The organism is Ruthenibacterium lactatiformans (assembly GCF_000949455.1).
GTDB classification, from domain to species: Bacteria; Bacillota; Clostridia; order Oscillospirales; family Ruminococcaceae; genus Ruthenibacterium; species Ruthenibacterium lactatiformans.
In genome coordinates this window covers 1-1,561 of the sequence record NZ_JXXK01000090.1, presented here as the reverse complement: position 1 = coordinate 1,561, position 1,561 = coordinate 1, and the positions used below count along the sequence as shown (strand labels likewise).

Annotated in this window: 1 protein-coding gene; it reads left to right on the top strand. The window is 63.0% G+C overall.

Annotation, left to right across the window (positions count from 1 at the left end):
• The coding region (ilvD, locus tag TQ39_RS19800) for a dihydroxy-acid dehydratase (protein WP_050006805.1) at nt 1-1,539 on the top strand (1,539 nt) is incomplete at its 5' end.
• Between the last annotated feature and the right edge of the window lie 22 nt (nt 1,540-1,561).

Here is a 1,561-nt window from a genome sequence, read left to right as displayed (position 1 = left end):
CGCAGCGCGGGCGGGAACCCTGCGCGCTACTTTGCTACAGATATATGCGACGGCATGGCGCAGGGACACGACGGCATCAATTACTCGCTCGCTTCGAGGGAGATCATTGCGGATGCCATCGAGATCCACGGTATGGCCACGCCTTTTGACGCAACGGTATACATTGCAAGCTGTGATAAGGGCCTGCCCGCGAATCTGATGGCCTCCGGCCGGCTGAACACGCCGGGCATATTTGTGCCCGGCGGTGTGATGGATGCGGGGCCGGATCTGCTGACGCTGGAGCAGATCGGTACATACAGCGCCCAATATGAGCGCGGCGAGATCACCGCGGAGCAGTTCCGGTTTTATAAGACCCATGCCTGCCCGTCCTGCGGAGCATGCAGCTTTATGGGCACGGCGTGCACGATGCAGATGATGACCGAGGCCTTGGGGCTTTCGCTTCCGGGCAGCGCGCTTGTTCCGGCCGCAAGCCCGCTGCTGGCAGACTATGCGCGGCGCGCGGGCGAACAAGCGGTAGCGCTGGCGCGCGCGGGCATCCGCACGGGAGATATCGTGACAAAAGAGGCATTTGAAAACGCCGTCCTCATCCATGCCGCCATTTCCGGCTCCACCAATGCGATGCTGCACCTGCCGGCCATCGCACACGAGTACGGCATAGAGCTGGACTGCGATATGTTTGACCGCATGCACCGTGGGGCGCGGTGGCTGCTGGACGTTCGCCCGGCGGGCAGGTGGCCCGCCGCCTACGTGTGGTATGCAGGCGGCGTACCGCGCGTTATGGAGCGCCTGCGCGATCTGCTGCATCTGGATGTATTGACGGTCACGGGCAGAACACTGGGCGAAAACCTGGACGAACTGCAAAAGAACGGATTTTATGAAAGCTGTGCATCGTATCTGCAGGGTACGGGCGTTGCACCGGAGGACGTCATTCGCCCGCTGGAAAAACCGTTGGGCACAGATGGCGCCATCGCTGTTCTGCGGGGCAACCTTGCGCCGGGAGGCGCCGTGGTCAAACACACAGCCGTGCCGGAGGAGATGTTCGGCGTAACGCTGCGCGCACGGCCGTTTGACTGTGAGGAGGACGCCATCCATGCTATCCTCACGCACGCCGTCCATCCCGGTGAGGCGGTGTTCATCCGCTACGAGGGCCCCAAAGGCAGCGGTATGCCGGAGATGTTCTATACCACCGAGGCGATCTCGTCGGACCCGGCGCTCGCCCGAAGCATCGCACTCATCACAGACGGCCGTTTCTCCGGTGCCTCAAAGGGGCCGGTGATCGGCCACGTCAGCCCGGAGGCTGCGGACGGCGGGCCGATCGCACTTGTGGAGGAGGGAGACCTCATCCGTATCGACATCCGCGGGCGCAGCCTGTCCATCATCGGAGCAAACGGCGCCGAGAAAACGCCGGAACAGATGGAGGCGATCCTCGCTGCACGCCGTGCTGCGTGGAGTCCCCGTCCGCCCCGATATACAAAAGGTGTGCTCCGGTTTTATACCCGGCACGCCGTATCGCCCATGCGCGGCGGCTATATGGAATAGTACATTGCCCCAGTATAGGGCG